Source organism: Paraburkholderia phenazinium, assembly GCF_900142845.1.
GTDB lineage: Bacteria > Pseudomonadota > Gammaproteobacteria > Burkholderiales > Burkholderiaceae > Paraburkholderia > Paraburkholderia phenazinium_A.
The window spans coordinates 2,123,317-2,147,981 of the sequence record NZ_FSRU01000002.1 but is presented as its reverse complement, the minus strand read 5'-3'; the positions used below and the strand labels follow the sequence as shown (position 1 = coordinate 2,147,981).

Here is a 24,665-nt window from a genome sequence, read left to right as displayed (position 1 = left end):
GGATGACGTCAGAGCTCCGGCCAAGGCTACCTGAAGCAATCCCTCAGGCGTACGCCGGACGCGTCGTACCGCCGGTCTCGCCCAGATAGCGATGCACCGACAGATCGTCCGACTGGATCGCAGGCTGCTTGCCCGACATCAGGTCGGCGAGCAGTTGGCCCGAACCGCACGACATCGTCCAGCCGAGCGTGCCGTGGCCGGTATTGAGGAACAGGTTCGACACGGGCGTGCGGCCGACGATCGGCGTGCCGTCCGGTGTCATCGGACGCAGGCCGGTCCAGAAGCTGGCCTTGGCTGTGTCGCCGCCGCCGGGGAACAGGTCGTTCACGCACATTTCGAGCGTTTCGCGGCGCGCCTGGCGCAGCGATTTGTCGAAGCCGACGATCTCCGCCATCCCGCCGACGCGAATCCGGTCGTCGAAACGCGTGATCGCAATCTTGTAGGTTTCGTCGAGCACGGTGGACACAGGAGCCGCCGCCGCGTTGACGATGGGTGCCGTGATCGAATAGCCCTTCAGCGGATAGACCGGAATCTTGACGATGTCCGCGAGGAACTTGGTCGAATACGAGCCGAGCGCCACGACGAACGCGTCGGCGCGGACCAGGTCGTTGCCGCACTGCACGCCGGCAATCCGGCCGCCGGCCATGGCGAGCGCGTCGATCGGCGTGTTGTAGCGGAACGTCACGCCCAGTTCTTCGGCCAGTGCCGCGAGGCGCGTGGTGAAGAGCTGGCAATCGCCGGTTTCGTCGCCCGGCAGGCGCAGGCCGCCGGTCAGCTTGTGCGCGGTGGCGGCGAGCGCCGGCTCGGCGCGTGCCAGTTCGGCCGACGACAGCAGTTCATAAGGCACATTGGCGTCTTGCAGCACGGCGATGTCTTTCGCGGCGCCGTCGAATTGCTGCTGTGTGCGGAACACCTGCAGCGTGCCACCCGTACGGCCCTCGTACTGGATGCCGGTGTCGGCGCGCAGCGCCTGCAGGCAGTCGCGGCTGTATTCGGCGAGGCGCACCATGCGGCCTTTGTTCACCGCATAGCGCGCGGACGTGCAGTTCTGCAGCATCTGCCACATCCACTGCAGCTGGAATTGCGTGCCGTCGAGCCGGATGGCGAGCGGCGCGTGCTTCTGGAACATCCACTTGACGGCCTTCAGCGGCACGCCCGGCGCTGCCCACGGCGACGCATAGCCCGGCGAAATCTGGCCCGCGTTGGCAAAGCTCGTTTCGAGCGCGGGACCGGCTTCGCGGTCGATCACGGTCACTTCATGACCCGCGCGCGCAAGATAATAGGCGCTCGTGACCCCGACGACGCCACTGCCCAAAACGACGACTCGCATAGCTGCTCCAGAAGGTTCTTTGGGGCTCGCGCGTCCGTAGATGGCTCAACTCGTTGGTGAATCATTCGATTAACGAGGTGATACGCTTTCAGCCCAGTGTTAACCGCTATACTATTGAGTGTCCACTAGGTTTTGTTATTGTATTTTTCAGATTTTCAGTAGAAAAACCATGCGAACTCAGCGTCAACCGATTCGTGCACTCGACAAGCTCGATCACAAGATCCTCAGGCTCCTGCAACAGGACGGCCGGATGGCGATGAAAGACCTCGCGGAGCAGGTCGGGCTGTCGGTGACGCCCTGTATCGAGCGGGTCAAGCGCATGGAGCGTGACGGCGTCATTACCGGCTATCACGCCCGCGTCAATCCGGCCGAACTGGGTGCGGCGCTGCTGGTGTTCGTCGAGATTACGCTCGACCACAAGAGCGGCAATATGTTCGACCAGTTTCGCCGCGAAGTGCAGAAGATTCCCGAGGTGCTGGAATGCCATCTGGTCTCGGGCGACTTCGACTATCTGATCAAGGCGCGTATCGGCGAGATGGCCGATTACCGGAAACTGCTCGGCGACATCCTGCTGCAACTGCCGGGCGCGGTGCAGTCGAAGAGCTATGTGGTGATGGAAGAAATCAAGGAAACCTTGACGATCGCGGTCGGCGAGTAGGCCGCTGCGGGCCAGGTCAGACGGGCTCAAAGAGGACTCGACAAACGGCTCAAACACTGTATATTTATACAGTATTGTTTGAGCCTTTTTCGTATCCGCTGTCCGTTTGCGCTGGACCTCACCGTGACCGATTCCGTCCCCGAATATCCGATCGCCCCGCCCGCACCGCGCAAGGGTCGCGGCGCCGTCACGAACCTGCAGGGCCGCTACGAAGTCGACCAGCGCGAAGCGGTCGACGACGGCTGGGTGCTGCACGAGGAGGAAGAGGGTGGGCCGCCCGCGCTGCGCACGCAGGTCTTCGACGAGCGGGCGAAAACCATTCTGACCCGCAACGCGTCGCCGGACATTCCCTTCAGCGTGTCGCTCAACCCGTATCGGGGCTGCGAGCATGGCTGCATCTACTGCTTCGCCCGGCCTACGCATAGTTATTTGGGCTTGTCGCCGGGGCTCGATTTCGAGAGCCGCATTTATGCCAAGGTCAATGCGCCGGAATTGCTGGAGCGCGAGCTATCGAAGAAGTCTTACGTACCGGAGCCGATTGCGTTAGGCGTCAATACCGACGCCTGGCAGCCGGTCGAGCGCGAGTTGCGCCTGACGCGGCGGGTGATCGAAGTGCTGAGCGCGCGGGGACATCCGTTCGCGGCGATTACGAAATCGTCGCTGATCGAGCGCGATCTGGATCTGCTGGCGCCTATGGCGGCGCGCGGGCAATTCATGGCGGCCATCACCATTACAACACTGGATGCCGAGATCGCCCGCACGCTCGAACCGCGCGCGGCAACCCCGGCGCGCCGGCTGCGCACGATCCGCACGTTGAGTGAAGCCGGCATCCCGGTGGGCGTGAGCATCGCGCCGGTGATTCCGTTCGTCACCGAGCCGGACATGGAGCGGGTTTTGGAGGCGTGTGCCGAAGCCGGCGCGAGCAATGCCAGCTATATCGTGCTGCGTCTGCCGTGGGAAGTGGCGCCGCTCTTCAAAGATTGGCTCGCGGCGCATTTTCCGGATCGCGCGGAGCGGGTGATGAGCCGCGTGCGCGATATGCGGGGTGGCAAGGACTACGACGCCAACTTTGCGACGCGTATGAAAGGCGAGGGTTTGTGGGCCGACCTGCTGAAGCAGCGGTTTCATCAGGCTGTCCGCCGGCTCGGTTTGAACGAGCGCCGGCGCGGCATTCTCGATATGTCGCAGTTCATGCGCGCGGCGCCGACGGCGGGCCCGGTGCGCGACGATCCGCAGATGAATCTGTTCTAGGCGGGGCGCGCAACACCTGGGCGCCGTCTCTGCTATTGGGACAGCGTCTTGTCCGGCTGGACTTGCGATTCGAAGTAAGTCTGGAAAGTTACGGCGAGGGCCGTCATGAGCAGCATTGCGCCAATGAACAGCGAAAAGATCACCACGAAAATCACAGCCCAGCCGGAGCGGCTATGTTGCTGGGACTGCGGATTGAATTGCGCGTCCCATTTTTCGTCGGGGCGCAGGCCGTAGACGATCGCCGCGAGGAAGGCGGCAAACAGGGAGATGGCGCCCGGAACCGCCAGCACCCAACCAGGCGCCGAGGTCCGTTCACTGGCGATCAGCAGCAGAACGCCTGGAATGCCGGCGAGCGTGCAGATCAGGTGGAGCCAGCCGTACACGTCGCGCTTTCCATATAGATAGAAGCGGTGCGCGCCGAGGCTGCCGAAAAAGAAGGCGAGCGCCGCGGTCAGCGTCTTGGACCTGAAGCGTGAGGAATTCGAAACGCGCGTGGACATGTGGGCAAGAGTTCAGTGACAGGCAGTCGCAAGGACCGGCGCGCAACGGTGCGCGGACCGACGCGCATTCTACGCCCGGTGGCATGGCGGCGGTCATGTCGCACCCTGATGGATAGCATTCGTCGCGTCAGGGCGCCGTGTACGTCACGCGATAGATCGCGCCTGCGTAGTCGTCGCTGATCAGCAAGGAGCCGTCGGGCATCGGCAGAACGTCGTCCGGGCGGCCCCAGACGCTTTCATCGGGTATCAGCCACCCTTCGACGAACACCTCCTGATGGATACCGCTGCCGTCTGGGTTCGTGACGACGCGCATGACCCGGTAGCCGACTTTCTTGCTGCGGTTCCAGGAGCCGTGCTCGGCGATAAAGATGTTGTTGCGATACGCGGCGGGGAACATCGAGCCGGTATAGAAACGCATGCCCAGCGAAGCGACGTGGGCGCCGAGCTTTAGCACCGGCGGCGTGAAGGCGCTGCAGGGGTGATCCTTGCCGTACTCGGGGTCGGACGTGTCGCCGCCGTGACAGTATGGATAACCGAAGTCCATGGCGGCGCGCGGGGCGCGGTTCAGCTTGTCGTCGGGGACGTCGTCGCCCATCATGTCGCGGCCGTTGTCGGTGAACCAGAGTTCGTGCGTGACCGGGTGCCAGGCGAAGCCGACCGTATTGCGTATGCCGCGCTCCACGGTTTCTTCATGGCTGCCGTCCGGATCCATGCGCCCGATCATCGCGTAGCGGTCGCGGTCGGGCAGGCAGATATTGCACGGCGCGCCTTGCGGGACGTAGAGCTTGCCGTCCGGGCCGAAAGCGATGAATTTCCAGCCGTGATGGCGGTCGGTGGGGAGCTTGTCGGTGATGACAGCCGGTGTGGGCGGGTCATTTAAATGGGTGTCGATCGCGTCGAAACGCAGGATCTTCGAGACGGCCGAGACGTAGAGCGCACCGTCGCGCCATGCCACGCCGGCCGGCAGCTCCAATCCCGACGCGATCACGTGACGCGCCACGACATGCGAGTCGCGCAATTCCAGCGCATACACATGACCGTCGAGGCTGCCGGCGTAGAGCACGCCATTCGGCGAAAGCGCCATCTCGCGCGCACTGGGTACGTCGTCGGAGAGCACCTGGATGTGGAAACCCGGCGGCAGCCTGAGCCGTTCGACCGGCAGGGCGGCCAGCGCCGAGCGGGCGCTCAGGATCAGCAGCAGCGTGGCCGCCAGGTAGCCAGCACCGAGGCGAGCGCAACGCCCGACGCGCGTCGCACGGGCGAGCACGACAAACCGGAGCGAGGCGACGCGCGTCACGGTTAGCGCGGCAGTGAGGGCAGGTTTCACGGGCTTTCCATCCGGTTATTCAGGCGATTTGACGGCCCCCGGCCGGCTGGACTGTATGGCCAGCGCAACCGCGAATCTCAGTTTATCCCGGTAAGTGTTTGTTATGGCTTCAGTTTCCCGCTATAATCGCGTGTTTCAGTGGTTCCGAACCCCGGTTTTCAAGGATTCTAGTATGGTCATCATCCGCTTGGCTCGTGGCGGCTCCAAGAAGCGCCCGTTCTACAACATCGTCGCAACCGATTCGCGTAACCGTCGTGACGGCCGCTTCATCGAACGCGTTGGCTTCTACAACCCGGTCGCTACGAAGGGTGAGTCGCTGCGTATCGCTCAAGACCGCCTGACGTATTGGCAAGGCGTTGGCGCACAACTGTCGCCGACGGTCGAGCGTCTCGTGAAGGAAGCGCAAAAGGCGCAGCCGGCTGCTTAATGGTCGCTAGCGTGTGCATCGCCGGCGGCTCGCGCAGCTTGCGCGAGGTGTCCGATGCGCGAGTTTTGCTGCGTGTTTTACTGAAACAGCAGACGTCGAAGGTAGCAGCGAGCGTCGCCTTGAGGTGTTCTCATGTCTGAGCGTGATTCGGGAAGTTCAGGTCGCGCCAAGGCAGGTCCGCGTGCTGAGGCATCAACGCAGGCACCGAAACAAGCCCCATTCGGCGCATTCGTCCGCAAGCCGGTCGAGCGCGCCCAGGGCAAGGCCAAGTCAGATGCCGTGGTCGATTCGAGCGCTGCAGCTCTGCGAGCCGAAACGGCCGAAAGCTGGCCGGACGACGCTGTCGAAGTGGGCGCAGTCGTCGACGCCTACGGCCTCAAGGGCTGGGTCAAGGTAGCCGCGCATGCGGACGCCGGGCGAGGTGGCGACGCGTTGCTGAGCGCAAAGCGCTGGTGGCTGATGAAAGGCCACGAGCGCACTTCAGCGCCGGCGTTGCAGGCAAAGATTCACAGCGACAGCATTGTGGCCCATCTGGGCGGCACGGCTGACCGCGATGCGGCGCTCGCGCTGCGTGGCACGCGTGTGTACATCTGCCGCAGCGATTTCCCGGCACTGGACGCTGACGAATTTTACTGGGTCGACCTGCTCGGCCTGGATGTCGTGAACCTGACCGGGGTCGCCCTCGGCAAGGTGGCCGACATGATCGACAATGGTGCGCATTCGGTGTTGCGCATCGAGTATCCGACTACCGGCAAAGACGGTAAGCCGGCAACTGGCGAGCGTTTGATCCCGTTCGTCGGTGTCTATGTCAAAACGGTGGACCAGAAGGCGAAGCAGATTGTCGTCGATTGGGAAGCCGACTATTAAACGAGCTCGGTGACTGGAGGGAGCGATGCAGTTCGATGTCGTCACGCTCTTTCCTGAGATGTTTCGTGCGCTGACCGACTGGGGTATCACCAGTCGCGCGGCGAAGCAGGAGCGCTACGGTTTGCGTACGTGGAATCCGCGCGATTTCACGACAGACAACTACCGCACAATCGACGATCGCCCCTATGGCGGCGGCCCAGGCATGGTGATGCTGGGCAGGCCGCTGGAAGATGCGATCGGCGCGGCGAAAGCCGCGCAGGCGGAGCAGGGCATTACCGGTTCGCGCGTCGTGATGATGTCCCCGCAAGGTGCGACGCTCAATCACGAACGGGTGATGGGATTTGCCGCGGAACCTGGCTTGATCATGCTGTGCGGCCGCTATGAAGCGATCGACCAGCGTCTGCTCGACCGCTGCGTCGACGAAGAAGTGAGCCTTGGCGACTTCGTGCTGTCGGGCGGCGAATTGCCGGCCATGGCCCTGATGGACGCCGTGGTGCGTCAGTTGCCCGGCGTGCTGAACGACTCGCAGTCGGCGGTGCAGGATAGTTTTGTTGACGTGCTGCTGGATTGTCCGCATTACACGCGTCCCGAGGAATACGAGGGTGTGCGTGTGCCCGATGTGCTGCTCGGCGGCCATCATGCGGAGATCGAGTTGTGGCGCCGGCGCGAAGCGCTGCGCAACACCGTCAACAAGCGGCCCGATCTGATCGAGAAGGCCAGAAAGAACAAGATGTTGAGCCGTGCCGACGAGGCATGGCTCGCAAGTCTCGCAAAGGAAGCATCGAAGGCGTAAAGCCCCGGTGTCACTTGCGAATTGGCGGCACCGCACATGCGTGTACGGTGCCTGATGTGAACCCATCCTCTATCGGGGCCGTAGCCAAGCAGTGTTCTGTGAGGCAGGTACGAACGCCGACAAGATGGCATTAGGAGTCAGTGATGAATCTGATTGCAAAACTCGAGCAGGAAGAAATCGCGCGCGCCCTCGGCGAGAAGACCATCCCCGAATTCGCCCCCGGCGATACGGTGATCGTCAGCGTGAACGTAGTTGAAGGTACGCGTAAGCGTGTTCAGGCTTACGAAGGCGTCGTGATCGCCAAGCGTAACCGTGGTCTGAATTCGTCGTTCATCGTCCGCAAGATTTCGTCGGGCGAAGGCGTCGAGCGTACGTTCCAGACGTACTCGCCGCTGCTGGCAAGCATCGTCGTGAAGCGTCGTGGCGATGTGCGTCGTGCGAAGCTGTACTACCTGCGCGACCGTTCGGGCAAGTCGGCCCGGATCAAGGAAAAGCTGGTCTCGAAAGACCGTGCTGCTTCCCAGGCATAAAAGCTGTAAGAGCTGTAAGAAAAAGCACCCTTTGCGGGTGCTTTTTTCTTTGTTGGGTCAGAATAGCAACATGCCCTATACCCGCTCGCTTTGAGATCCCGTTGACCCGCCCTGTCTTCGAACCCGAAACCCTGCCTGTCGAATCGACGGGCGACGATCTGCCACTGGTTGCTCCCGCGCGTCTGACGCCAGACGGACTGCGTGCGCGCTTCGAGCAGCGCCTGTCATGGACGGCGGAGCCAGGCGATGCACGTTGGAAAGAGTTCGGCGATCCACGGGTCGCGGCCGTACTCGTACCGCTGGTGGTGCGCGACGAGGGGCTCACGGTGCTGCTCACCCAACGTGCCGATCACCTGAACGATCATGCGGGCCAGGTCAGCTTTCCGGGTGGACGCCACGAACCGTTCGATGCGGACGCAACGGCTACCGCGCTGCGCGAGGCGCAGGAAGAGGTCGGGCTGGATCCTCAGCGCGTCGAGATTCTCGGTTCCTTGCCTGACTATCTGACGGGCACTGGTTTTCGCGTCACGCCGGTGGTGGGGCTCGTGCATCCGCCGTTTACCGTCGAGGCCGATTCGCTCGAAGTCGCCGAGGTCTTCGAAGTGCCGTTGCGCTTTCTGATGGACCCGGCCCATCACGAGGTCCGGGTGTTCCGCTGGGAAGGCGGTGAGCGGCGCTTTTTTTCGATGCCTTACCCGCGCGGCGACGCGGCCGGTCACTACTTCATCTGGGGGGCAACGGCGGGTATGTTACGCAACTTCTATCGCTTCCTCGCCGCATGACGGGCGCCGGGCGGCCGGAACCGGTGCGAGTGTCGCGGCTTTGCAACCATCGCTGCGCTCAGTCGCATCCGACCCTGTGCTATCGTTATAAAACAATCGTAAAAACCCGAATGGCACGGCGCACCGCATGACTTTTTTCTCCGTATTGCTGGCTCTGATCATTGAACAGGTGCGCGCGCTGTCGCCGAACAATCCGGTGTCCGCGCTGCTTCAATATCATGCGGAGTCGGCGGCGCACGGATTCGACGCCGGCAAGCCCAAGCACGGCCTGCTCGCGTGGCTCGTGGTGGTGGTGCCATGGACGCTGGCCGTCGCGCTCGTCTACTACGTGCTGTATCACATCAACTTCGTGCTGGCGTTCCTGTGGAACGTCGTGATCGTCTATTTCACGCTCGGCTTCCGCCAGTTCAGCCACTACTTCACGGACATTCACCTCGCGCTCAACAACGACGACGTGCCGCGCGCGCGGGAAATCCTCAATGAATGGACGGGCCTCGATACGGTCGACATGCCGGTCAGCGAGATCGTGCGTCATACGCTGATTCACGCGGTGGTCGCGTCGCATCGCCATGTGTTCGGCGTGTTCTTCTGGTTCCTCGTGCCGGTGGGGCCGGCGGGCGCGGTGCTGTACCGGATCGCCGAGTATCTGGCGCGCACCTGGTCGCGCCCGGCGGATGACCGCACCGTGGCCTTTTCCAGCTTCGCGCAACGGGCCTTCTTCGTGATCGACTGGTTGCCGGCGCGGTTGACGTCGTTGGGTTTTGCGATTGTCGGCAATTTCGAGGACGCGATTTATGCATGGCGCAATCATGCGCGCCAATGGCCCGACACCAATGACGGCGTGCTGCTGGCAGCGGGTAGCGGCGCCCTGGGCGCCCGCCTGAGCGGGCCGCTCGCGGAGCCGTCGAGTCTCGACGCGCTGGCGACGGGCGACGGCGGCCCGATGCAGGTCGGCGACGACTGCACGCCGCGCACGTTGCAATCGGCGGTGGGCCTGGTCTGGCGCGCGGTGATCCTGTGGATGATCTTGCTGCTGATGCTGACGATCGCCGTGTGGCTCGCCTAAGCGCAAATAAGCGCGGTGCTTCAGGTGCTTCAGGTGCCTCAGCCGTCGAGCGGATTACGCGCCGTCCCGCATTGCCAGCAGACCGTGAACTGCGCCTCCAGCGTCTCGCCGCATTGAGCGCAGCGCCATGACGGCGAACCCGCGCTCGGGCCATGTGCCGCCACGTCGATGAGCTTGCGCGCGATGACCTCGTCGCGTTCGTCGACGAGCCACAATTCCGGCGCGCACTGATCCGCTGGAATCTCCCCCAACGCGCCGTTCAGGTAGCGGTTGTGCAACTCACAGGCAATCCCCGCTGTCGCCAGCACATTGATCCAATGCTGTCCGATCAGCAGATTCGGCGCGCGCATCAGTTTCATCATGAGGGGAGATCCGTGGCGGGTGAGTGAGGCGGGTTAGGGGTTGCCAATCTGATGTGCCAGTGTGCCGATCAAGGTGCCCAGGCCGGTAGGCCGCTCAGGCGCCGCGCCGCACTCAACGTACGATCTGACTCGCCTCATGCACGAGCTGCGCATACAGCGCGTGCCGTGCCGGTGCGATCCGTCCGTCGGCGACCGCCTCGAGAATCGCACAGCCCGGCTCCTGCAGATGATGACAGTTGTAGAAGCGGCAATTCGGCAACAGCGGCCTGAATTCAGGAAACGCGCGCTCGAGCTTGCCCTCGGTCAGGTGATGAAGCCCAAACTCCTGGAACCCCGGCGAGTCGATCAGCGCACCGCCATCCGGCAGCGGGTAAAGCCGCGTGAAGGTGGTCGTATGGCGGCCGCTGTTCAATGCGGTGGAAATCTCGCGGGTCGCCACCTCGGCATTGGGCACCACCAGGTTGACCAGCGTCGACTTGCCCATCCCCGACTGCCCGAGCAGCAGCGTGGCATGACCGCGCAGATGCTCGTCGAGAGCCGCGCGCGCCGCCTCCGGCTGGGTCTTGATCGACAGTTCCACCACCGTATAGCCGAGCGCCTGATAGCGCGCGAGCCGCGTCCGTGCGCCGGGTAACTCGGCGGTGACGTCGGTCTTGTTCAATACGATCAGCGGCTTCAGCCCGTTTGCTTCGGCGGCGACCAGCGCGCGGCCGAGCAGGTCCTCGCTGAAATGCGGCTCGGTGGCGAGCACGATCAGCAACTGATCGAGGTTCGCCGCGAAGAGCTTCGATTTGTACTGGTCGGAGCGGTAGAGCAGATTGCGCCGCTCGCCGATCTCGACGATCACGCCCTGATCAGCCGAAGTGGGTTCGTAAATCACGCGATCGCCGACCGCCACTTCGCTGCGCTTGCCGCGCGGAAAACACTGCAGCATCGCGCCGCCGTCTTCCGGTGCGACCAGGTAGTGCCGGCCATGGGCCGCGATCACCAGGCCGCCCACGCGCGTCGTGGACGGTGCGCGCGGCGCCTTCGGGGAGCGGGCGCTCATGCGTGCCGCAGCAGGCGGTCGATCCGCTGCGACGCCGGCGGATGCGAATAATAGAACGCGGTATAGAGCGGGTCAGGCGTGAGGGTGGACGCGTTGTCCTCGTACAGTTTCACGAGCGCGTTGACGAGATCCTGCGCATCGGTTTGAGTGGCGGCGAACGCGTCGGCTTCGAATTCGTGCTTGCGCGAACTGAGGCTGCTAAGCGGCGTCACGAAGAACAGGAACACCGGCAGTGCGAGGAAGAACAGCACCAGCGCGAGTCCGCTGTTGCCACCCAGCAGCGAGGGCCGCACGCCGAGCCCCTCGTAGAACCACACGCACTGCATGAGCCAGCCGAGCAGCGCGAGCATCACGAGGCTGACGGCGAAAATCACGATCATCCGCTTGATCACATGACGGCGCTTGAAGTGACCGAGCTCATGCGCGAGCACCGCTTCGATTTCGCTGCCGGACAGGCGCGCGAGCAGCGTGTCGAAGAACACGATGCGCTTGGCCGCGCCGAAGCCCGTGAAGTAGGCATTGCCATGGGCGGAGCGGCGGCTGCCGTCCATCACGAACAGACCCTTGGCCGCGAAGCCGCAGCGTTTCATCAGCGCTTCGATGCGGCTTTTCAGCGCCTCGTCCTTGAGCGGTTCGAACTTGTTGAAGAGCGGGGCGATAAACGACGGATACAGCACCAGCACCAGCAACTGGAACACTACCCAGACCACCCATGTCCACAGCCACCACAGGCTGCCGGCCTGGTTCATCAGCCACAGCACGACGAACAGCAGCGGCAGCCCGAAAGCCGCGCCGAGCAGCACGCCCTTGATGCGGTCGGCGAAGAAGATGCCCTTGCCCATGCGGTTAAAGCCGAAGCGCTCTTCGATGCCGAACTGGCGGTAGTAGTCGAACGGCAGATCGATCACGCTGGTGATGGCGATGACCGCCGCGATCAGTGCAATCTGGCCGACATAACCGCGCCCAAGCCAGTCGGAGATGGCGAGATCGAGCGCCTGCACGCCGCCCAGCAGCGTGAGTCCGATCAGCACGGCCGCGCTCACGACAATCTCGATCATCGTCAGCCGCGTGCGTTCGACCGTGTAATCGGCGGCGCGCTGGTGTGCCGTGAGCGCGATCGTGGCTGCGAACTGGCCCGGCACCTTCTCGCGATGCGCCGCGACGAAGCGGATTTGCCGCGACGCGAGCCAGAGCTTGGTGCCGACCATCGCCACGACGGCGATGGCGAACAGAACGGTGAAGTACAGGGTAGGCATCCGGGGAATCCGTGGTATCTATGCGAGAATTATATGTTTGTTCCCGCCGGCTGGCGGGGCCACGCTAAAACGAACTGTTTCAACAGCCAAAAACGCGCGTCGCTCAGGGCGCGTGGCGCTCTCCACCAAGGTTGCCCTTCATGACTGACATTCTCGAATCCGCTGACCAGCCGTCGCTCGTGCGCAGCGACATGAATCTGATCTGGCTGGACATGGAAATGACCGGGCTCGAGCCCGATACCGACCGCATCATCGAGATCGCCGTCGTCGTGACGAATTCGACGCTCGACAGGCTGGTCGAAGGGCCGGTGCTCGCCATCCATCAGAGCGACGAAACGCTCGCCAAAATGGATCAGTGGAACCAGAACACCCACGGCCGTTCGGGATTGATTGACCGGGTGCGCGCCTCGACGGTCAGCGAAGCGGACGCCACCGAGCAGATCCGCGAATTTCTCGGCCAGTTCGTCCCGCCAGGCAAATCGCCGATGTGCGGCAATTCGATCTGCCAGGACCGCCGCTTCATGGCGCGCTGGATGCCGGATCTGGAGCGCTTCTTCCATTACCGCAATCTCGACGTCAGCACGCTGAAGGAGCTGTGCCGCCGCTGGCAGCCGGCCATCTACAAGGGCTTCCAGAAGCGCGCCATGCATACGGCGCTGGCCGACATCCACGAGTCGATCGACGAGCTCAAGTACTACCGTGAGCATTTTCTGATCCCGGCGGCCAGCGCGCCGGTTGCCGAGGCCTGAACCTGCCCGGGCGCGCCCGAATCTATCGTTAGACACCACCCGGCGAGGCCAGCCAAGCCGGGCGGGCAAGCTCCGCGGCTCAGTCCGGCCGCGGCGCGCGAATGGCGGTTTTCGGCCGGAACGCCTTCACGACCGAGGCGTTCGTTTCCACGTACGGACCGCCGATCAGGTCCACGCAGTAGGGCACCGCGGCGAAAATGCCCGGCACCTTCACCGTGCCCGCCTCGTCGCGCAGGCCTTCCAGCGTTTCCCGGATCGACTTGGGCTGCCCCGGCAGATTCACGATCAGCGCGGCATGCTCCGCCGTCTCGCGGATCACCGCCACCTGGCGCGACAGAATCGCGGTCGGCACAAAATTCAGGCTGATTTGCCGCATCTGCTCGCCGAACCCCGGCATTTCCCTGGTCCCGACGGCCAGCGTCGCCTCCGGCGTGACATCGCGCCGCGACGGCCCGGTGCCGCCGGTGGTCAGCACCAGATCGCAGCCGAGCTGGTCCACCAGTTCGACGAGCGTGGCGGAGATCGTCGGCGCGTCGTCCTGAATCAGCCGGGTGACGGCCTGCCAGGGCGAGCTCAACGCCGTGCCGAGCCATTCCTGCAGCGCCGGAATCCCCTTGTCCTCGTAGACGCCCGTGCTGGCGCGGTCGCTGACCGACACCAGGCCGATCACGATCTCGTCGGGATGGCTACGCGCGATCTTCGTCATCGTTGTCTTCCGGGGCGTCGTCTGCATCATCCTCGGCCGCTGCCGGGCCGTCCGCATGCTTGATCCACTGGAACAACTCGCGGAAATAGCGCGGCGGCTTGCTCTGCTGCGCCTCCTTGCGGGCGTTGCGGATCAGCGTGCGGCCTTCCTGCGGATCGGCGGCCGGGTGCTGGCGGATGAATTCGGTGAGCGCGGCGTCGTCGGCGAGCAGCTTCTCGCGGGTGCGCTCGATCCAGTGCATGCGCGCCGTTTCGGCCTTGTTGACGCCGTTGTACGAGTCCAGCGCGGTACGCAGCGCGGCCGTTTCGTCTTCGTGCAGCGAGCGCATCACGCGGCCCACGTACTGGACCTGGCGGCGCTTGCCCTCGTGATCGGTGATGCGGCGCGCTTCGCGCACGGCGTCGTCGAGCTTTTCGGGCATCGGCATGCGTTTCAAAGCATCTTTCGGCAGCGCGATCAGCGCCTCGCCCAACTCCTGCAGCGCGTGCATTTCGCGCTTGAGCTGGGATTTACTGGGACGGTCATACCCGTTTTCGTCGACGACGTTGTCGGCGGCGGGTTCCATCGGTTGAATGCGGGTTTTGCGTGTCATACCGATATTGTAGCGTGCCGTGCCCGCGCCTCCAGCCGTTACGCCTTTTCGGCGCAGCAAATGCCAGGTGCGTCCGCGCGGACCTTGCTATGATCGCGGGATACGTAGCGACGTACTTGAGAACACACCGGAGGGCCGCTCGCGGCCCCGCCCAGGACGCAACGAAGGACGGCAACGAATATGGCAGCAGACATGGACGTCAGACAGCGCTTTTTCCCGCATACCCAGGATGAACTGAAGGAAATCGCCTCGGACATCCTGCGTCACGCAAAGTCGCTCGGCGGCACCGACGCGGCGACTGAAATCTCCGAGGGCGACGGCCTGTCCGTCTCCGTGCGGCGTGGCGAGGTCGAGACAATCGAACATAACCGCGACAAGATGGTCGGCGTCACGGTTTTCATCGGCAACAAGCGCGGCAATGCGAGCACCTCGGACTTTTCGCCGCAGGCGCTGAAGGATACGGTCGCGGCCGCCTACAACATCGCGCGCTTCACGGCGGAAGACGACTGCGCAGGCCTCGCCGAGGCCGAGCTGCTCGAAACCGCGCCGCGTGACCTCGATCTGTATCATCCGTGGAACCTCACCGCCGACGAAGCGGTGGAGATCGCCCGCCGCGCCGAAGACGCGGCCTTCGCCACCGATCCGCAGATCCGCAATTCGGAAGGCGCCAGCGTCTCCGCCCAGCACTCGCAGTTCGTGCTGGCGACGTCGCGCGGCTTCCTCTCCGGCTACCCGTATTCGCGCCACTATGTGGCGTGCGCGCCGATCGCCGGCAGCGGCCGCAACATGCAGCGCGACGACTGGTACACCTCGCAGCGCAGCGCGGCAGAACTGGCCGATCCCGAAGCCGTTGGCCGCTATGCCGCGCAACGCGCGCTGGCGCGCATCGGCGCCCGCGGTCTCGACACGCGCAAGGTGCCGGTGCTGTTCGAGGCGCCGCTGGCGGCGGGCATCCTCGGCGCGTTCGTGCAGGCGGTGAGCGGCGGTGCGCTGTACCGCAAGACCTCGTTCCTCGTCGACAGTCTCGGCAAGCCGGTGTTCGCGCCGCACGTGCAGATCGTCGAAGACCCGCACGTAGCCCGCGCCATGGGCAGCGCCCCGTTCGACGAAGAAGGCGTGCGCACGAAGCAGCGCTCGGTGGTGAAGGACGGCGTGGTGGAAGGCTACTTCCTGTCCACCTACTCGGCGCGCAAGCTCGGCATGCAGACCACCGGCAACGCCGGCGGCTCGCACAACCTGAAGCTGCTGAGCTCGAAGACGCGTCCGGAGGACGATTTCGAGGCGATGCTGAAGAAACTCGGCACGGGCCTTCTGCTGACCGAACTGATGGGGCAGGGCGTCAACTACGTGACGGGCGACTATTCGCGCGGCGCGTCGGGTTTCTGGGTCGAGAACGGCAAGATCCAGTACCCGGTGGAAGAGATCACGGTGGCGAGCACCTTGCAGGAGATGTTCCACCACATCGTCGCGATCGGCGCGGACACGCTCGTGCGCGGCACCAAGCAGACCGGCTCGGTGCTGATCGAACGGATGACGATCGCTGGGCAGTAAGGCCTGCGCAGCCAGCGGCGCGGCAACGCGCCGGGCTGGTGCGCTGCATAAAGCAAAACGCCACGGAAAGTACTTTCCGTGGCGTTTTTGTTTGCGTGCGCCGGCGGGCGCCTGACGACGCTATCTACCCCCAGCGCCGCGTACCCGCTTAAGCCGACGCCTCGCGCGCCCCCGCCACGGCGCCCTTGCGCCGGTACGTCACAAACGCGTAGTCGAACTCGTTGGGCGCGTGGGCGCGGTGCGTCTCGTGGGCCACTTCTTCCCATTCCTGCGGATCGAGCGCGGCGAAGTGAGCGTCGCCTTCGAAGTCGATCGAGATTTCCGTGATGACGAGCTTGTCGGCGTGGCGCAGTCCTTCGGCATACAGTTCGGCGCCGCCGATCAGGAAGGCTTCCGGCGCCTGGTCCTGAGCCGCCAGCCTGAGCGCGTCCTCGAGGTTGGTGGCGGTGTCGCAGCCGGTAAAGCGGCGCGCCGCATCGCGGGTGACGACGATATTGCGCCGTCCCGGCAACGGCCGGCCGATCGACTCATGGGTCTTGCGGCCCATGATGATGGGGGCGCCCATGGTCGTGCGCTTGAAGAACGCAAGATCCTCGGGCAGGCGCCAGGGTAGCTGGTTGTCGCGGCCGATCACGCCGTTGCGGGCGCGAGCGACGATCAGGGTGAGCGTCGTCATCGAGTGAACACGGGAACGTAATCGCTCCGATTCTACCTGACGCCCACCCCGGGTCGGCTACATCGGTGTGTGCGGGCGGAGTGGGGCATGCGGGCCCGCGCCGTCACTCGCTTGCCTCGGCACGCTCATTGGGCAACCCTTCCTCGTCCGGCGCGCTCATCTCGCGCAGACCGTACGCGCCCATCAGGCGCGACAGCGTCACGCGCGAGACGCCCAGATCCAGCGCCGCCTCGCACAGGCGATGCCGGTGGCGCAGCAGCGCGGCTTCGATCGCGCGCTTTTCGGCGGCTTCGCGGGCTTGCGCCAGGCTCATGGTCTGCTGCGCGGTGAAATGGGCCAGATCGAGGTCCTCGGCGGAAATCAGCTTGTTTTCCGCCATCACGATGGCGCGGCGCACGCGGTTGATCATCTCGCGCACGTTGCCCGGCCAGTTGTAGTTGTACATGGCCTCGATCGCCGACGGCGTGAAGCCGCGGATCTTGCGCGCGCTGTCGGTCTTGAACTTGTGCATGATGTGATGAGCGAGGATCTCGATGTCCTTGCCGCGGGCGCGCAGTGGTGGCTCGTCGACGCGCAGCACGCACAGGCGATGGAACAGGTCGGCGCGGAACCGTCCGTCGCGCATCGCGGTTTCGAGGTCCAGGTGAGTGGCCGAGATGATGCGCACGTCGATGGGAATCGATTCGCGGCCGCCCAGCCGCTCGATCTTGCCTTCCTGCAGGAAGCGCAGCAGGCTCGCCTGGCTTTCCAGCGGCAGGTCGCCGATCTCGTCGAGCAGCAGCGTCCCGCCGTCCGCCTCTTCGACCCGGCCGATCTTGCGCTGGTTGGCGCCGGTGAACGCGCCGCGTTCGTAGCCGAATAGTTCGGACTGCAGCAGATGATGCGGAATCGCCCCGCAGTTGATGGCGATGAAGGGCGCCTTGCGCCGCCGCGAGCGTTCGTGGATCGCCAGCGCGGTGAGTTCCTTGCCGGTGCCCGATTCGCCCGAGATGAACACGCTGGCGTCCGTGTTGGCGACCTTGCGGATGGTGCGAAACAGTTGCTGCATCGCCTCGCAGGTGCCGACCATTTCGTCTTCGTCGGAGGCCGGCGCGCTGCCGATGTCGTCGGGATCGCACAACGTCACCATGCCGAACGCGTGACTGACGAGGTAATCGATCGTGGCGTTGGCAACCGGTATCTTGACGTAGTCGAAACAGTAGTGGCGGATCAGGCGGCGCACTTCCGGATCGGTAAGACGCTCGGAAGTGGACAGCGCAATCCAGCCGATCTGCTGCTGACGCAGCCCCGCTTCGAGGCCGCCCAGGTCGCGCGCGGCAAAGCTCGCCAGATCGACGATCCCCGCGCAGACCACGTCGGGCTTGATGAGGCGACCCGCTTCGTGCGCCGAGCGCGCGACCATGACGTTCCAGCCGCGGCTCTTCAAATGCGCGGTGAGCGTTTCGTCCGGCGTGCGTGCGACGTACAGCAGCGCCCGCTCGCTCTGCGCATGCGGGGGCTTCGGCGCCTCTTGCGACCCTGCGGCGGTGTCCTGCGCGCGTCGTATCGAAGCGTCCAGGGCGCGCCCCACGGGCAGCTCCCGGGGCACCCCGGCGAGGACTTCCTGCGGCCGTGCCAAAGAGAGATGCGTGCCTGAGGGCGGTGCAACACTGGTCAGATGGGATGATTCGCGCACGATCAACCTCGTATCGTTGGCACGTCAGAAGGTGTAGGGAAAGCGCACGCCGACCACGAAGTTCGGCGTATCGGGCGTGAGCCCGACCGACACCGAACCGTTGATCGTCAGGTGCTTGTTCACTACGTGATTCAACCCAAAGGTCAGGGCAGCCGCCGCGGTCTCGCTGCCGGGTACCTTTGAGTAAGTGCCGCCAGGCGCCTTGGTCTGCGACTCCGGCTCCAGTGCCATGGTGTACGACACGCTCGCCGAGTCCTTGTCGGAGAAGGCCAGCGCCGCGCCGCCGCCGAACTGGATGACGTCGCCGATCTTGACGGTCGCCGGTTCGGTCTGGCCGATGACCGAAGAGATGTCCGAGAACGAGCGCGCGATATTGTAGGTGTACGAAATGCTGCCGAACAGCACGACCGGATCGTACGTCTTCAAGGCCGACAAGCCCGCCGTGATGTTCCAGAAGCCTGTGCCGGTAGGCAGCTTGCTGGGCGCGACGAGGTTGGTGTTGTCGGCGTCGACCTGCTGCAGCTTGATGCCGAACGGCGACGAACCGCTCGGGGTCTTGATGCGCAGGCTGCCGACCAGGTCCGGCAGATTGTTGGTCTCCTTCAGGAACTCGTAATACACCCCGAAGTTGACGTCGCCGATGTCGCTCGAATTCGCCGACGCGTCCGACAGCGTGCTCGCCGCGCCACCCGCGCCGCCGACGATGAAGTTGCTGTGCCGGTAGATGTAAGGCACGTCGAGGTCGACGCTGATCCGGTCGGTGATGCCGTAGCGCGTGTCGAGGTCCGCCATCACCTGGTGCGACTTGGTCTCGCCCAGATTGATGTTGCCGAGGAAAATCGCATCGAGCGCGAGGAAGCCGGACAGTTGGAGCTGGCGGCGGTCGTAGTAGGTATCGCTGATGCCCCAGTCGAAGGTCAGCTTGTGGTCGAACAGCGGCGTGTGCTGCTGGCTCTGCACCACGGCGTCTTCCGATTGCGTGCGCACCGGCTGGGCTTCTTTCTGGGTCTGGCCGACGGCGCCGGTGCCGTCGGTGGCAGCAGGCAGGCCGCCGCCGCTACTGTTATCCGGCGTGGGCGGATTGACCGGCACGCCGGTCGCGGTGCCCGTGCCGCCGCCGGCGGGCGCGGGCGTCCCGGGGTTGACCTGGGCGAGCGGCGGGAGCGGCACCGGCAGCCCGTCGGCGCCGGGCTGCTCGGCGACCGCGGCGCTGTCGGTCGGTGCGCCGACGCCCGGTACGCCCCGGCCGCGCTGCGACATTTCGAGGTTGGTGACCTGTTGTTCGAGCGAATTGATCTGCTTCTGCTGCTGGCTGACCACACGCATCAGCGTGTTCAGCCGTTCTTCTACGGATTGATCCGCGAGCGCCTGCGCGCTGGCTCCTTGTGAAAGTGCGAACAGCAAGACTGCAGCAGGGATGGCCGCTAACATCATGCGCGGTGCCCCGGTCGTGGAAAGTCTGGTCATTTTTTGTTCCCCCGGTATTCTGACAGCGCGTCACATGTCTCCTTGTGCATTGCGCGGTCGCCTTGATGCTTCAATACTTCGTATTCCTCTTTTTCATCGGGTTGCAGCCCGTGTGTTATCTCCTCGCCGTGTTTTGCAGGGCTTGTAATACGCCGAGTTGGCGAAGCATCGAGGCCGACATCTGTTGCGTCTGCAAATGCAGTTGCAAAGCGTTGACGACTTGCTGGTTATTACCTGCAATCTGGAGTAGCTGGGCGATCTGGCCGGCTTGTTGTGAAGTACCCGGGTTGATCGTTTGGCTGGCGAGGCCCGCCGGTGTCTGCAGTGCGATCGAAATGCCGCCGTTGCCGAACGCGACGCTGGCCTTGACGGAGCCGCTGGTGTTGCTGGCGAAGGAGGATGTCTCGTTGTTATAGGTGCCGCCGGAGAGGCTGTTCAACGGGGTGTTGAAGTCGATCACCGTCTGGTTGTTGCCGGAGTTGCCATTACCGGCTACCTGGGTGATCTGCGAGACGCCGTTGACGTTCGCGTTCTGGCCGCCGGTGGCGCTGGCGTTCGGATTGGCGCCGTTGCCCGAGGTGTTGTTCGAGCCGATCACGGCGGCGGACGAGCCGACCTGAACGGACACCTGGTTGAGCGTGTTGGTGACGATGGCGAGCGCGCCCTGCGCCACGGCGGTGGTGCCGTTGGGCAGGTTCCATTGCGACAGCAGGTTCACCACGACGCCGGAAATGATGTCGCCTGCGATGCCTTTGCCGCTTTGCGCAGCGAGGATAGTGTCGTCGACCGGTTGCAGTTTGACGGCGGCGACGTCTTCAAAAATAGGGGCTGTCGTCGGCTCGGCAGCGTGCGCGACGGAGGCAAGGCTGCAGGTGGTGAAGCATAACGCGCAGCCGACAGTGATTAGGTTTCGATCCATGATGAGTCAGAACAGCTCTGCCTTGATCAAACCGTATTCAACAAAGGGAGTCGCTGCCGTACCGTTTTCCAGCGCACGTTCACGCAGTTTGAGCGCGAGCGACTCGTTGCCTTGCAAGAGCGGAGAATCCTCCATAAATGGCTTGCCCACGACCGCGAATACGAGGCCGTTCCACTTCTTGACGAAATCGTCTTCGGAAATAATGCGGTTGCCCAACGCAGGGTCGGCAACGAAGATGAGCCCGTTTTCCGCGTGCTTGACGATGACGAAGTGTTCGTAACCGTCGCTGTTCATCAGCACGATCACGGGAATCTGCAGGTGGTAGAGCGCTTCGGATGCGACCCGGAAGCCGCGGCCGCGCAGGCCGAGCGTTTCGACGAACTTCTTCATGTCGAGCATCGAGAAGCCGTTTTTCACCACCACTTCCGGTGTCGAGAACACCATCATGCGGCGGATCATTTCGGTTTCGGGAATGTCGATGCCGTAGCCGTACTTCAGCAACGTGGCGAGCGCTGCGGACCCGCAGCTATAGTCGTAACGCTGGGAAACGATGTGGTTGTAGCGCAGCTCGCGGATCGAATGCACGTTCAGGTCGAACGGCACGCCCGCCGAGGCATACATGTTGAGCGCACTCTGCGCATGACCCGGCTGCGACAGCAAAAGGCCGGCACCGAGCGCGACCATCAGACAACGCGCTACCCTGCTCACCCCGAACATGGTACTTCCCCCTGCGGAGACGGCCGGCCAGCCCGAAGGCTGACCGGAGTCTTCCTGCGTTGATGCTTTAGTTGCTTAGTGCGACACGCTGGCGACTGCGAGGCCGTTGTGTTGCAGGTTGCCTACCCCCGACGCGATGTTCACCCCGATGTTGCCGGTTGCGCCGACGAGCGCACCGTTACCGAGCAGCGACGAGCCGGTGAACTCCCCGTTCACGCTAGCACTGGCGGTCTGGCAGTTCTGATCGCTGGCGATCACTTCGCCGCCGTCGCCGGAGCTGCCATGCGACCAGCCCTTGCCGCTCGGGGTGCTGTCAGTCGTGGCCGATGCAGAGAGGCTGTTGTTCTGCACGTTGCCAGCACCCGACGCCACGTTCACGCCGACGTTACCGGTCGCACCTGCCAGTGCGCCTGTGCCGACCGCAGCGATGAAGTTGAAGTCACCAATCGTGGCCTTGCCGCTCGATGCCTGGGTCGAGTAGATCTGCGAGCTGCCGAACACCGGGCCCACATCCATGTTCGACAGAGCCGCGTCGTTGGACTGCGCGTTGTCGACACCGGTGGCGATGTTGACGCCGATGTTGCCGCTCGTGCCGCTCAGGGCGCCGTTGCCGATGCCTGCCGACATATCCGTGGCCGTTTCGGTGTTGATGTGCTGCGTGACGCTGCCCGTTACCGTCACCGAACCGGAGTTGTCGGAGTAGTCATGCGTCCATGCATAGGCGTGGCTGCCTTCCGAGAAGCTGTAGTTCGTCTTGCTGCCGGAACCCGAGTCGGACTTCGTTGATGTGCTCGTGCTGCCGGCTGCGTAGCCGCCGTAGGCGACGCCATAGCCTGCTGCTGCAACCGCGAGTCCGCCGCCGAAGCTATCCGACGCATGGGTGTTCAGCTCTGCCGCGAAGCCTGCTGCCACGCCGCCGAGGATCACGCCCGGGCCGAAGCCGAGACCGGCAATGAAGCCCGCAGCCAGCGCGCCGTTGGCGGAGGCGTGCGTGTTCACATAGTTGTAGCCCTGATAAGCCGTCGACAGGCCCGTTGCGAAGCCGCCACCGGCGATAAAGCCGCCGCTGGACGAGCTGGTCGTCGTATGCGTGTTGGTGTTTTTGTACGCATAGCCGCTGGTGCTGTACGACTGGCTGTAGCCGCCGCCGCTGCTGCTGCCGCTCGCGTTGTTCCAGCTGTCCTTCGTATTGATCTTGGTCGTCACATTGCCGGACGTGTAGGTCTGCGGCGGCGTCTTCATGTCGACTCCGCCGAGGTCGACGTTCTGCGTGTTGTTGACCGTGGCGCCGTTGCTGCTCGACACATTGACCCTGCCGTGCAGGGTGATGAAGCCGAATTCGCCGATGTCGGTGTAGACGTTGGTGGCCGTAAAGAGCTCAGCCGGGTCGCAGCCCGCTGTGCATTCGGCGTAAGCCGAACTTGCTGCCATCGTCGAAAGAACCGCTGCTGCAATGAGAGTGCGCTTCATGATGACGCTCCGATAAAGAGTGTGGCTCGTTAGAAAAAGGTGCCCGCCGGGGGACGGAGCACAAAACTGTTTGAACTGACATTGCCTGTACCGGCAGCCTGGTTGATCTGGACAATCCCACTGACGTTCTTGAGCGCGTCCGTGCCGATGGACACCTCGCGTGCGTCGTGGTTTTCGCCAGATCTACCTGTACCGCCGTTTTTGGCGGTCGTAGCGGATAGGACCCCATCCCCTACGATCTCCCCTTCAACCGGCGCAGAACCGATCACGGCACTGTTCCGCTGAAGATTCGCTACACCCGCCGACTGATTCACTTCGATAAGGCCAGAGGTGTTTGAGAATGCGTTATTACCGATGTCGCTTTTTGCAGCCGTCGTCTTCGCGTTGGTCGACGCGGCTTGCACGCTGCCAGTCAGGTTGATGGGCGCGGGCCCATTCATGAGGACGCCCTGATTGGCCTGCACGTTGTCGAGCCCGGATGCCTCGTTGACGGCCACGACTCCCATGGCGCCGTTCGCGACGCCGCTGCCGATCAGCGACTGCGCGTCCACCAGGGCGGGCAGCGTCTGGGCGTGGGCCGCGAAGCTGGCCCAACCGAGCAGCGCGAGGGCGATCAGCGTCCGTACGGGCTGGCGTGACGGCAAGGTGTGCATGGCCGGAGCGCGGGACGTTGTCATTTGATCGCTCCCATTGCTGCGCCGAGCGGGGCGAGGGCGCCGGTGACGGTCTGCGTAATCGTGCTGCCGATCCCGCCCGCACCGCCGCTCAGGCCGGCCGCCGCACCGACCGGCAGGCCGCTGCCGTTGCCGTTGCCCGCGAGCAGGTGTTCGAGCCCGTTGCTGCCGACCAGCGCCGGCATGAAGCCATTGCCCGCGATGCCCGCGGTGCCGTGCGCGCCGTTCAGGTCGAGATCGCTCGCCATCGAGCCGATCGCGGCGTCGAAAGCGGCCGTCGGGAACGTCTGGACCTGCACGCCGATCGGATCGTCGTTCTTCGGCACCGGCACGAACGCATCACGCGGAGTGACGTCGCGCTCGATAATCAGGTTGCCGGGCTGCGTCGCCTGCTGCGCGGCGGCGGGCATCGCGGCGCCGGCGGCGAGCACGCTGCACAGTACGCAGAGCAGCGCGGTGTGGTCGCTGCGCAGGCGTGGCATCTGGGTTGAGGCGTTCATGTCGGTTCCTTGCTGGCAGACGATCGTTCGGTGCCGTTTTTTTAGCGGGCAGCCGGCGGGCGTCGTTCAGCTAATTGCGCTGATAGGTGGTCACGTTGCCCTGTGCCGAGCGGGCCACGTCGACGGGAATCGGCAGCGGCGAGGGCGGGGCGATTTCGTCCCACAGCGTCACGCCGTTGCCGCCGTTGTTGCTGCTGCGCATCAGTTGCGGCGTGGCGGCGACCATCACCATGCCGCCGAAGCCGCCGCGCTGTTGCGACAACGCCTGATCGTCGAGCACCAGATCGTTCGCCGCGACCGCGTCGGCCGGGATGCTCAGCGCGTCGCCGGCGAGATCGCTGGGCTGGGCAGCGGGATTCGCGGTGTTGGCTGGATCGGCCGCCGCGGTATCCGGGGCCGTCGCCGCTGCGGGCGTCACGCTCGCGAGGGTGACGGACCCGGTATCGGGGGAACTGGCAGTGACGGGTTCCTGTGCATTGACGGCAGGGGGCAGTGCACCAATCAGCAATGCGGCGCAGATTGCGGCGTGAGGCCGGAAGTGGCGCAAGTCGATGCGGAAAGCGAGTCGCATGGTGTGTCTCCTTGGTGCAGGACTTTTAGCGAAACATGTGCCATGAGGCGCAATCCGTTGATGCGTCTGGGTGTGAGGTAAGCAGTGAGAAGGGAATCCGCAAAAATGCGGCAAAAACGTTTCAGCCCTGAAACGGGTGGCAGGAAATACCGATAAATCGCAATTAGCGTCGGTACGCGAAAGGCCAGGGTAGATACGTAG

At 64.1% G+C, this 24,665-nt stretch carries 27 protein-coding genes; 10 read left to right on the top strand and 17 right to left on the bottom strand.

The features are described from left to right. Positions 1-43: 43 nt before the first annotated feature. Positions 44-1,330 (bottom strand): D-amino acid dehydrogenase, encoded by a 1,287-nt coding sequence (locus BUS12_RS26565; RefSeq protein ID WP_074300379.1) that lies wholly within the window; start codon positions 1,328-1,330, stop codon positions 44-46. A gap of 169 nt (positions 1,331-1,499) precedes the next feature. On the opposite strand from BUS12_RS26565, the gene BUS12_RS26560 reads away from it, so the two are divergent. Together BUS12_RS26560 and BUS12_RS26555 are read left to right on the top strand one after the other, a co-directional pair. Further along, positions 1,500-1,988 carry an Lrp/AsnC ligand binding domain-containing protein gene (locus BUS12_RS26560; protein ID WP_074300378.1) on the top strand — a complete coding sequence of 163 codons (489 nt, stop codon included), beginning with the start codon at positions 1,500-1,502 and terminating at the stop codon, positions 1,986-1,988. A 123-nt stretch (positions 1,989-2,111) separates the two neighbouring features. Beyond that, positions 2,112-3,239, top strand: coding sequence for a PA0069 family radical SAM protein (locus tag BUS12_RS26555; protein ID WP_074301721.1), 1,128 nt, complete (start codon positions 2,112-2,114; stop codon positions 3,237-3,239). A 32-nt stretch (positions 3,240-3,271) separates the two neighbouring features. On the opposite strand, the gene BUS12_RS26550 is transcribed toward BUS12_RS26555, so the two are convergent. After that, positions 3,272-3,739, bottom strand: a complete 468-nt coding sequence (locus tag BUS12_RS26550; RefSeq protein ID WP_074300377.1) for a TM2 domain-containing protein — start codon at positions 3,737-3,739, stop codon at positions 3,272-3,274. Positions 3,740-3,866: 127 nt separating this feature from the next. Continuing rightward, positions 3,867-5,066, bottom strand: coding sequence for a PQQ-dependent sugar dehydrogenase (locus BUS12_RS26545; RefSeq protein WP_437123881.1), 1,200 nt, complete (start codon positions 5,064-5,066; stop codon positions 3,867-3,869). A gap of 172 nt (positions 5,067-5,238) precedes the next feature. Between BUS12_RS26545 and rpsP the strand changes: the two genes are divergently transcribed. The 6 genes from rpsP to BUS12_RS26515 all read left to right on the top strand — a co-directional run bounded on the left by rpsP (position 5,239) and on the right by BUS12_RS26515 (position 9,531). Further along, entirely contained in the window at positions 5,239-5,493 is a 255-nt protein-coding gene (gene rpsP, locus BUS12_RS26540) for a 30S ribosomal protein S16 (protein ID WP_006050280.1), read from the top strand. Between the two features lie 132 nt (positions 5,494-5,625). After that, positions 5,626-6,360 carry a ribosome maturation factor RimM gene (gene rimM / locus BUS12_RS26535; protein WP_074300376.1) on the top strand — a complete coding sequence of 245 codons (735 nt, stop codon included), beginning with the start codon at positions 5,626-5,628 and terminating at the stop codon, positions 6,358-6,360. 25 nt (positions 6,361-6,385) lie between these two features. Further along, positions 6,386-7,153 (top strand): tRNA (guanosine(37)-N1)-methyltransferase TrmD, encoded by a 768-nt coding sequence (gene trmD / locus BUS12_RS26530; RefSeq protein ID WP_074300375.1) that lies wholly within the window; start codon positions 6,386-6,388, stop codon positions 7,151-7,153. A gap of 143 nt (positions 7,154-7,296) precedes the next feature. After that, positions 7,297-7,683 (top strand): 50S ribosomal protein L19, encoded by a 387-nt coding sequence (gene rplS, locus BUS12_RS26525; protein WP_020069334.1) that lies wholly within the window; start codon positions 7,297-7,299, stop codon positions 7,681-7,683. 101 nt (positions 7,684-7,784) lie between these two features. Then, a complete protein-coding gene (locus BUS12_RS26520) occupies positions 7,785-8,465 on the top strand; it encodes a CoA pyrophosphatase (RefSeq protein WP_074300374.1) in 681 nt (226 codons plus the stop codon). Between the two features lie 127 nt (positions 8,466-8,592). Next, the gene (locus BUS12_RS26515; RefSeq protein WP_074300373.1) at positions 8,593-9,531 is read left to right on the top strand and encodes a CobD/CbiB family protein; all 939 of its coding nucleotides are present in this window, start codon (positions 8,593-8,595) and stop codon (positions 9,529-9,531) included. A gap of 38 nt (positions 9,532-9,569) precedes the next feature. On the opposite strand, the gene BUS12_RS26510 is transcribed toward BUS12_RS26515, so the two are convergent. The 3 genes from BUS12_RS26510 to BUS12_RS26500 all read right to left on the bottom strand — a co-directional run bounded on the left by BUS12_RS26510 (position 9,570) and on the right by BUS12_RS26500 (position 12,197). Continuing rightward, a complete protein-coding gene (locus BUS12_RS26510) occupies positions 9,570-9,890 on the bottom strand; it encodes a putative signal transducing protein (RefSeq protein ID WP_074301719.1) in 321 nt (106 codons plus the stop codon). Positions 9,891-10,005: 115 nt separating this feature from the next. Next, a complete protein-coding gene (gene rsgA, locus BUS12_RS26505; protein WP_074300372.1) occupies positions 10,006-10,941 on the bottom strand; it encodes a ribosome small subunit-dependent GTPase A in 936 nt (311 codons plus the stop codon). Further along, complete coding sequence (locus tag BUS12_RS26500) at positions 10,938-12,197, bottom strand: M48 family metallopeptidase (RefSeq protein ID WP_074300371.1); 1,260 nt, start codon at positions 12,195-12,197, stop codon at positions 10,938-10,940. The genes rsgA and BUS12_RS26500 overlap by 4 nt, the downstream gene beginning before the upstream one ends. 140 nt (positions 12,198-12,337) lie before the next feature. On the opposite strand from BUS12_RS26500, the gene orn reads away from it, so the two are divergent. Then, a complete protein-coding gene (gene orn / locus BUS12_RS26495) occupies positions 12,338-12,946 on the top strand; it encodes an oligoribonuclease (RefSeq protein WP_074300370.1) in 609 nt (202 codons plus the stop codon). A 79-nt stretch (positions 12,947-13,025) separates the two neighbouring features. Here orn and mog read toward each other — a convergent pair whose 3' ends face one another. Both mog and yjgA read right to left on the bottom strand, forming a co-directional pair. After that, entirely contained in the window at positions 13,026-13,652 is a 627-nt protein-coding gene (gene mog / locus BUS12_RS26490) for a molybdopterin adenylyltransferase (RefSeq protein ID WP_074300369.1), read from the bottom strand. After that, the gene (gene yjgA / locus BUS12_RS26485) at positions 13,633-14,244 is read right to left on the bottom strand and encodes a ribosome biogenesis factor YjgA (RefSeq protein WP_074300368.1); all 612 of its coding nucleotides are present in this window, start codon (positions 14,242-14,244) and stop codon (positions 13,633-13,635) included. Before yjgA ends, mog begins: the two co-directional genes overlap by 20 nt. A gap of 180 nt (positions 14,245-14,424) precedes the next feature. On the opposite strand from yjgA, the gene pmbA reads away from it, so the two are divergent. Further along, on the top strand, positions 14,425-15,795 hold the full coding sequence (gene pmbA / locus BUS12_RS26480; protein ID WP_074300367.1) for a metalloprotease PmbA: 1,371 nt from the start codon (positions 14,425-14,427) through the stop codon (positions 15,793-15,795). A gap of 148 nt (positions 15,796-15,943) precedes the next feature. On the opposite strand, the gene BUS12_RS26475 is transcribed toward pmbA, so the two are convergent. The 9 genes from BUS12_RS26475 to BUS12_RS26435 all read right to left on the bottom strand — a co-directional run bounded on the left by BUS12_RS26475 (position 15,944) and on the right by BUS12_RS26435 (position 24,464). Next, on the bottom strand, positions 15,944-16,471 hold the full coding sequence (locus BUS12_RS26475) for a dihydrofolate reductase (RefSeq protein WP_074300366.1): 528 nt from the start codon (positions 16,469-16,471) through the stop codon (positions 15,944-15,946). Between the two features lie 103 nt (positions 16,472-16,574). Then, entirely contained in the window at positions 16,575-17,942 is a 1,368-nt protein-coding gene (locus tag BUS12_RS26470) for a sigma-54 dependent transcriptional regulator (RefSeq protein WP_429305610.1), read from the bottom strand. Positions 17,943-18,170: 228 nt separating this feature from the next. Further along, the gene (locus BUS12_RS26465; RefSeq protein ID WP_074300365.1) at positions 18,171-19,613 is read right to left on the bottom strand and encodes a hypothetical protein; all 1,443 of its coding nucleotides are present in this window, start codon (positions 19,611-19,613) and stop codon (positions 18,171-18,173) included. 115 nt (positions 19,614-19,728) lie between these two features. Further along, on the bottom strand, positions 19,729-20,532 hold the full coding sequence (locus BUS12_RS26460) for a peptidase C39 (protein WP_074300364.1): 804 nt from the start codon (positions 20,530-20,532) through the stop codon (positions 19,729-19,731). A 6-nt stretch (positions 20,533-20,538) separates the two neighbouring features. Beyond that, complete coding sequence (locus tag BUS12_RS26455; RefSeq protein WP_074300363.1) at positions 20,539-21,249, bottom strand: C39 family peptidase; 711 nt, start codon at positions 21,247-21,249, stop codon at positions 20,539-20,541. Between the two features lie 75 nt (positions 21,250-21,324). Beyond that, positions 21,325-22,719, bottom strand: a complete 1,395-nt coding sequence (locus BUS12_RS26450) for a hypothetical protein (RefSeq protein ID WP_074300362.1) — start codon at positions 22,717-22,719, stop codon at positions 21,325-21,327. Positions 22,720-22,748: 29 nt separating this feature from the next. Further along, positions 22,749-23,396 carry a hypothetical protein gene (locus BUS12_RS26445; RefSeq protein WP_253190219.1) on the bottom strand — a complete coding sequence of 216 codons (648 nt, stop codon included), beginning with the start codon at positions 23,394-23,396 and terminating at the stop codon, positions 22,749-22,751. After that, positions 23,393-23,893 (bottom strand): hypothetical protein, encoded by a 501-nt coding sequence (locus tag BUS12_RS26440; RefSeq protein ID WP_074300360.1) that lies wholly within the window; start codon positions 23,891-23,893, stop codon positions 23,393-23,395. The genes BUS12_RS26445 and BUS12_RS26440 overlap by 4 nt, the downstream gene beginning before the upstream one ends. Before the next feature lie 70 nt (positions 23,894-23,963). Next, complete coding sequence (locus BUS12_RS26435) at positions 23,964-24,464, bottom strand: hypothetical protein (protein WP_074300359.1); 501 nt, start codon at positions 24,462-24,464, stop codon at positions 23,964-23,966. Positions 24,465-24,665 lie beyond the last annotated feature (201 nt).